At 46.0% G+C, this 7,844-nt stretch carries 7 protein-coding genes and 1 pseudogene; all 8 read left to right on the top strand.

The genetic code is table 11. From position 1 onward, the window contains the following. Positions 1-85: pseudogene (locus tag QTN94_RS18715) on the top strand (IS200/IS605 family transposase); the annotation flags it as partial. 177 nt (positions 86-262) lie between these two features. Then, positions 263-1,525, top strand: coding sequence for an imelysin family protein (locus QTN94_RS18720; RefSeq protein ID WP_331428506.1), 1,263 nt, complete (start codon positions 263-265; stop codon positions 1,523-1,525). Positions 1,526-1,647: 122 nt separating this feature from the next. Then, positions 1,648-3,042, top strand: coding sequence for a di-heme oxidoreductase family protein (locus QTN94_RS18725; protein ID WP_138971326.1), 1,395 nt, complete (start codon positions 1,648-1,650; stop codon positions 3,040-3,042). Positions 3,043-3,051: 9 nt separating this feature from the next. Beyond that, positions 3,052-4,083 carry an imelysin family protein gene (locus tag QTN94_RS18730; RefSeq protein ID WP_331428507.1) on the top strand — a complete coding sequence of 344 codons (1,032 nt, stop codon included), beginning with the start codon at positions 3,052-3,054 and terminating at the stop codon, positions 4,081-4,083. Beyond that, complete coding sequence (locus tag QTN94_RS18735; RefSeq protein WP_331428508.1) at positions 4,073-5,152, top strand: DUF1513 domain-containing protein; 1,080 nt, start codon at positions 4,073-4,075, stop codon at positions 5,150-5,152. The genes QTN94_RS18730 and QTN94_RS18735 overlap by 11 nt, the downstream gene beginning before the upstream one ends. 102 nt (positions 5,153-5,254) lie before the next feature. Beyond that, positions 5,255-6,808, top strand: coding sequence for a L,D-transpeptidase family protein (locus QTN94_RS18740; protein ID WP_331428509.1), 1,554 nt, complete (start codon positions 5,255-5,257; stop codon positions 6,806-6,808). Between the two features lie 184 nt (positions 6,809-6,992). Beyond that, on the top strand, positions 6,993-7,535 hold the full coding sequence (locus tag QTN94_RS18745; protein ID WP_138971330.1) for a DUF882 domain-containing protein: 543 nt from the start codon (positions 6,993-6,995) through the stop codon (positions 7,533-7,535). Between the two features lie 89 nt (positions 7,536-7,624). Beyond that, positions 7,625-7,844: MBL fold metallo-hydrolase (locus tag QTN94_RS18750; protein WP_331428510.1), on the top strand; the 220-nt coding region annotated here is incomplete at its 3' end.

Consider the following 7,844-nt stretch of genomic DNA (forward strand, 5'->3'; position numbering starts at 1 on the left):
AATCAATGAAGAAATCATACGCCGATATGTAAGACATCAAGAGAAGCAAGAGCGAGTAGAGCAGCACCAGTTGGCGTTGGATTAAACAAAGGCCCCCTTTTAGGGGGCTCACACAAAGCCACCTTCTTTAGAAGGTGGTAATTTACTTGCTACTTGCAAAAAAAATTGTAACTTTGTATTATTCGCATCTAGTAGTACAAATGATAATAATTAGCACTAGCAATGAATAATGATTATTAAGCTCAACAAGGATGCTTTTCAAATGAATGTAAAATCTCTATTGGCTCAATCAGTCGCAGCGTCGTTACTGATGGCAAGTGGCTCAGTATTCGCAGCAAATGTAACCAAAGAACAAGTTGTTGAGCACTATGCTGACGTTGCTCATGCTGTGTTTGCCGATTCACTGACTACAGCGCAATCGCTAGAGAAGTCGATCGAAGTCTTTCTGGCTAACCCAACGGCCGAAAAATTCCAGCAAGTAAAACAAGCTTGGCTTGAGTCTCGCGTTCCATACCAACAGTCTGAAGTTTTCCGTTTTGGTAACGCTGTTGTCGATGATTGGGAAGGTCAGCTAAATGCGTGGCCGCTGGATGAGGGCCTCATTGACTACGTATCACCTGAATACCAATACGAACTGGGTAATGAAGGCGCAAATGCCAACATCGTTGCTAATAAGCAGCTAACGATCGGTGCAACAAGGTTAGATGTAGCGAAAATTACACCAGAGCTGATTGCTGATCTAAACGAAGTCGGTGGTTCGGAAGCGAACGTCGCATCTGGTTACCATGCGATTGAGTTCCTTCTTTGGGGGCAAGATTTAAACGGAACTAATGCAGGAGCAGGTGCGCGTGCATACACAGATTTTGTGGTCGGTGAAAACTGTACCAACGGCAACTGTGACCGTCGTGGTGACTATCTAAAAGCCGCCGCTGAGTTACTCGTTCAGGACTTAGAGTGGATGGAAAATCAGTGGTCAGCGGATGTTAAAGGCAACTACCGTGAAGAGTTGATCAACGATTCCGCAGATAAAGGGTTACGTAAAATGTTGTTTGGTATGGGGTCACTTTCTCTTGGCGAATTGGCTGGTGAGCGTATGAAAGTTGCTCTAGAAGCCAACTCAACGGAAGATGAGCACGACTGTTTCTCGGACAATACGCACAATTCACACTACTACAATGAGCAAGGCATCTACAACGTCTACACTGGCACATACCAGCGTCAAGACGGTACATTGTTAGCTGGTCCTAGTATTCACGAACTTGTTGCTCAGAAAGACAAACAGGCAGCCAAAGAGATTCAAAAGCAATTTGATGTCACTCGTGCACAAGTGGGTCAGTTAGTGACTTCTGCTGAAAAGAACAACCAGTTCTTTGACCAGTTGATTGCTGCTGGTAACACGCAAGGTAACGCATTGGTCAATGAAACCATCATGTCGCTAGTGACGCAGACAGCTCAAATTGAACGAGCGGCAAAAATTGTCGGTATCACGAGTTTGAATCCAGACACCGCAGATCACGAGTTTTAATCGCTCGATGACTTAAACCGAAGGGCTCATTAGAGCCCTTTTGCCGTTTTTTATCTAATGTGTTTTTGAGAATTATTCCCATTTAATCTGTGCGGTTATAGCGCCTTATGAGAGCTATCAGAATGAAGTTGTACTTGAAACCAGTTTTAACCTGTTTGCTAATGCTTAGCACCTCCATGTCATCCTTTGCTTATGATGTCACGTCGGGAGGTAAAACAACGGTCGAGAAAGAAGGCCCCAATGCGTTCTCGCTGCCAGCGGGCAATTTGCCTATGTCAAAACGTCTGGACTTTAGTGTCGGAAACAGTTTTTTCCGTAACCCTTGGGTTCAGGCTCCAGCGTCTACCGATGCACGTGATGGGTTAGGGCCGCTGTTTAATACAAATGGGTGCCAAAACTGTCACATTAAAGATGGGCGAGGTCATCCGCCAGAGGCCAATGATCTTCACGCGGTCTCGATGTTGGTGCGATTAAGTATTCCGCCAATGACTGCTGAGCAGAAAAAGGCGTATATCAAAGATGGCACTATTCCTGAGCCAACTTATGGTGGTCAACTACAAGACTTTGCTCTGCAAGATCAAACGGTGGAAGGCCAAATAAGAATTACATACCAAGAGGTTCCGGTGACTTTTGCTGACGGAACACGCGTGTCATTGCGCAAACCGAATTTATCGATTGTTGAGTTGGGTTACGGAGAGATGCACCCACAAACGCAAATGTCTGCTCGTGTTGCGCCGCCAATGATAGGTCTTGGATTGCTAGAAAGTATTCCTGCTGCAACACTAAAAGCATGGGCAGATGAGCAAGACAAGGACGGAGATGGTATCTCAGGAAAACTGAATATCGTCTGGGACGTTCGTGGCAATGATTTTGCTATCGGTCGATTTGGCTGGAAAGCGGGACAGCCGAACTTAATGCAGCAGAATGCTGCGGCTTTTAACGGCGACGTGGGTCTAACTAGCTCGCTATTTCCAAATGAGAACTGTACTGCTAAGCAGACACTTTGTCGCGAGTTACCTAACGGTGGTTCACCTGAGGTCAGTGATAACATTCTTGATTTCGTAGAGTTCTATTCACAGCACTTAGCGGTCCCAGCAAGACGTAATATCAACAAGCCGGAAGTTAAATTAGGGCAACAATTGTTTGCAAAAGTGGGTTGTGAAAGCTGTCATAAAACCAATGTAAAGACGGCAACACGCGAAGAACTGCCATCGTTGTCTAACCAAACCATTCACCCATACACTGACATGTTACTGCATGATATGGGGCCAGGGCTTGCTGACAATCGCCCTGAATATCTGGCGAATGGGCAGGAGTGGAGAACACAACCTCTATGGGGTATTGGTTATACCAAAGAAGTCAATGGCCACACTTATTTTCTGCATGACGGACGTGCACGTAACCTGATGGAAGCAGTACTGTGGCATGGCGGAGAAGCTGAAGCCGCAAAACAGAAGGTGTTGCAGTTTAATCAGACAGAACGAGATGCACTGATTGCATTTCTTAACTCGCTGTAGGAATTACCGATGAACTATACCAAGCTTGTTTTAGCCTCATCATTTTCGTTGTCAGTCTTGGGTTGCCAAAGTATTGGAAATGATGCAAATCAGCCTCAACTGACTGATCACTATAGTCAGGCCGTTTATCAAGTCGAGTTTATGTCTGCGCAGAAATTTAGAACAGAGGCCGATAAGCTCACTGACTCGATATCAAGCTATTGTGCTTCGACCACAGATATTGAAGCAGTCAAATCTCAGTGGCATCAGACTATGCTGAGTTGGATGGCGCTCCAAGGACAAGAGCGCGGCCCAGAAGCTGCTTTGGCCCAAAGCTGGAACGTACAGTTTTGGCCCGACAAAAAAAATACCACTGGGCTTAAAATGAGCGCATTGATTAAGCAGCCTAATACTTGGTCAGCGCAAGCGATTGCGCTTCAGAGTGTTACCGTTCAGGGACTAGGTTCAGTCGAATGGTTATTGTTTGATCAAGCCTCAGATTTGACGGGGAATCCTCGAACTTGTCAGACCGCGACGTCGATTGCAGAAAATCTTCAAAGTAATGCCAATAAAATTGCTGACGCATGGACGTTGAACCCATGGGTTGAGCTTAACGAGCAGCAATGGCAATCAGAGTATATTGCGCTGCTGTCTAACCAGCTCGAATACAGCATGAAAAAAATGAGCCGCCCGCTGGCGAATTTTGGTCAACCTCGCCCATATTTTTCAGAGTCTTGGCGCTCTAAAACATCGATGCAAAACCTTCGTGCCAATATAGTAGCGATAGAAAAACTCTATTTTTCCGAGGGTAATGGACTGGATGCCATACTGCGTCAGCAAGACAAATCGGATCTTGCCGATCGAGTGGCTAATCAGTTTGCAATGACCATTGAGACTTGGCCAACGGACATGAGCTTGTTCGATATGTTGCAAACCAAGCAAGGCTACCAAAACGCCTACTCTCAATACAATAAACTAGAGCAATTGCAATATCTGATTCATGAAGAAGTCGCGATTGAACTAGGCGTAATTATAGGATTTAACGCAACTGATGGTGACTGATAGTACTCGTCGTAAATTGCTAAAGGCGGCTCTATTTGCAGCGGCTTGTCCTCTTGTTGGATGTGTTTCTACCAAACCGAAAATGAAGCAACCCTCTCTGGTTGGGTGCGCAATTGCAGGTCGAGATCGTTACAGTGCAGTGGTTGCAGATTCATATGGTATGCCAATCCACTCAGTATCTCTCCCGCAAAGAGGGCACGGTGTCGCCACTTTAGCGCAACTGAATCACGCCGTGGCCTTTGGACGTCGGCCAGGGACCTACTTTCAGGTGTTTGACTTTCTGACCGGTGATGTGATCAAACTGAGAGCCGCGGACAGCAACCGTCATTATTACGGACATGGTGTCTACTCAAATGACGGGCAGTGGTTATATGCCACTGAAGGTGAGCGTGGGACCAGCCGAGGCATTATTGGTATTTATGATGTTGCTGCAGGTTACAAAAAAATCGCTGAGTTTAGCGGGTTTGGCGTCGGCCCTCATGAAGTGATCGTGATGCCAAATGATATCTTGGTTATCGGTGTCGGCGGGGTGCGCACTAATGGGCGTGAGCCGCTCAACTTGGCTACAATGATGCCGAGTCTGAGTTACTTAAGTCACAATGGCGAGCTTATTGAGCAAGTGGGACTGAGCGACCACAAACTCAGTATCCGACATTTGGCCCACGATGGTTCAGACACGGTACTGTGTGGGCAGCAGTACCGAGGTGAGCCGGATGAATATCCTTCGCTGTTGGCTATGCATCAAGTGGGAGGAGAGCTTGTGCCGTTACAAGCAGAGCCTGAGCAGTGGGCTCGCTTTGATCATTACATTGCGAGTATCGCGGCAACGCAAGAGTGGATTTTAGCGACTTCTCCTCGCGGCAACTGCTACGGCATCTGGTCGAAAGAGACGCACCAGCTTGTTGAGTTGGCTCCACTGCCTGATGCCTCTGGAGTCGTCGTTGAAAGTGATCAGTTTAAAGTGAGCTCAGGTAGCGGTGGTGTGATTAGCCAGTCAGCGCCAGGCGCTAAGGAGATCGTTCAATCTGGCGTGCAGTGGGACAACCATTGGGCGAAACTGAGCGGCTAATTTCTGAAAAACTTAGACACTCCCGTCAGTCTTAAAAACAAGTCATACCGAGCGCTTTCATCTCTGCCATACTTTACCTAAACGTATGGAAGGGATGTGACAATGCGAAGATGGGCTTATTGGTTGATATTATTGTGTCTGACTCCTTCAGCGGTGCTGTCTGCCCCTTATTTTAATCAGATAGGATGGTTGAAGTCGGACAGTCAACTGCATCGATTGTTGCAATACCCTGCTGTGGTTGAAGATATTTACCGCAATAACAACGATCAGATGATCTGGTTCGATCTGCAACAAAGTAGCAAGTTAGAGTTTCAGCTAGAAGTCATCGATCTCGCTGGCTTTAGCGCGTTATTTTCCCGTCAGCTAAGCTATTTGCAGTTTTACCGCAAGAGTAATCGCTGGTACGAGTATGACTTACTTGCGACCGATACCTTACTGCTTTACATGAGTTATGCCGAAGTGGCGAAGACTCGTGGGCAAGACTGGTTCTTTGAACGCAAAATGACGCAACCTCTGCCTCTTCCTCCCAACAGTGCACTAATTGCTACCCACAGAGCGATTGGGCAGCAGCAACTGGGTGAGCTGATCGAAGCGTATACTCCTGACTCTTCAGGCTATCAGGATCTCGTTGACACTTACCTGCATATGGTCAAATACCAAAAAATCGATACGCCAGTGTATCGACAGTCAGGTTTGGTTAAGGTTGGAGATAAGCTGGACAATCGGGATGTACTGCTTCAACGGCTAGAAATAGTCGACGTTAACCTATTTGATGTACGCAAGGATGTCAGTTGGTATGACCGTTCACTAGAAAAAGCGGTGAAAGAGTTTCAGCGACTACATGGCTTAAAGGCAGATGGCATAATTGGCCCAGAAACCATTAAGTGGATTAACTTACCGATCGAGAAGCGGCTAGCCATTTTAGCGATTAACGCTGAGCGTATTCGTTACTGGCCAGCAGAACGAGACACGATTATCGTGGTCAATGTGCCGAGCTTCCAAATGAAATACTGGAATTCGGGACAAACGGTATTCGAATCAAAAGTAGTGGTGGGTAAAAAGGCTCGTCCAACACCCCTAATGATGACGAAGTTAGATTCCTTGATTCTCAATCCTACCTGGAATGTCCCTTGGAAAATCATGGTGGAAGATATTATCCCGAAAGTGCAGCAGGACAGGGATTATCTCGTCAATCATAATATCCAGATTATTCCCAAATGGGGCTCACAAGAAGTGATAGACCCAAACGATATTGACTGGGAAAACCTCAAGCCAGAGACGTTTCCTTATCGTATGACGCAGCTTTCAGGGAGCGCTAACGCGTTAGGCCTTTATAAATTTAATACGCCTAATCGACGAGCTATATATCTGCACGATACACCAAGTAAAAACCTGTTTGCTGAAACACAACGAGCGTTTAGCTCAGGATGTATTCGAGTTGAGAACGCTGATGTGTTTGCGGATACCTTACTGCAAACACAGGGTTTAGTGATGGATGAACAAGCTCAACAGACACCGAGACCCAATCAGTCGATCCCTCTCAAAAATCGTATACCAGTCCATATCATTTACCAAACGGCATGGTATGAGGAAGGCAATGTCCACTACAGGGAAGACATTTACCGCCTCGACAGATTTAGTTACACAAAGGGATAAACTTGACCAAACCTTTACCGAGGCAATTCGAAACTATTTTTATCAATAGGTTCAACAATTAAGCAAAAAGATCGTGCTCAAGTGCCACCTTGAGCACGTTTTATGCATTTGCACTTCACAACAGAGTTAGGTAGTGTCACCAGTCGACACGTTAGAGCAACAATTATTGTGAAGGTATTTGAAAGTGGCATTATCCCGACGAGATTTTATTAAACTGGCCGGAAGTGGTTTGGTAGTAGCGAGTTGTATTCCTAGTATCGCTTTGGCGAAATACCCAGATCAACCTCGAACTCTTGCACTGACAAACCTCCATACACGAGAAGCGCTTGAAACATGTTACTTTGATGGTACCCGTTACGTTTCACGAGAACTTAACCGACTGAATCACCTTTGCCGCGATTTTAGACGTGACGAAGTCTATCCAATGGATAAGAAACTGTTCGATCACATTAGCTTGATTCAGAAAGCGCTAAGTGTCGAAGCAGAAGTTCAGATTATTTCAGGCTACCGCTCTCCAGCGACGAATGAATCATTGCGCGGTAAGTCAAAGGGTGTGGCAAAGAAGAGCTATCATATGCTTGGTCAAGCGATAGATTTTCGTCTTGACGGTGTCAGTCTGAAGCGCGTGCGAGACGTTTCTAGAGAGCTACAACTTGGTGGCGTAGGTTACTATCCAAGTAGTAATTTTGTTCATATTGACACTGGTCCAGTTCGCTATTGGTCATAGCTTTATCACTAGGATGCGGGTCGAGTGTTGTCAAAGCGCTTGGCAAATGTCATAGTTCAGCGAGTTAAGACGTTTATCAAGGTTTATTTATGTCACTTAAGTATCAAGTCGTTCCTGTCACTTCGTTTTCTCAAAACTGCTCTATTGTTTGGTGTGACCAAACAATGGAAGGTATCGTTGTTGATCCAGGCGGCGACGTGAAACAGCTCGCGATGCTAATCAAAGAACTTGGTGTCAAAGTGGTTAACCTTGTTTTGACCCATGGTCACTTAGATCATGTTGGCGGTACAGAACCGTTGGCTGATGAGC

The organism is Vibrio sp. M250220 (genome assembly GCF_036533795.1).
GTDB lineage: Bacteria > Pseudomonadota > Gammaproteobacteria > Enterobacterales > Vibrionaceae > Vibrio.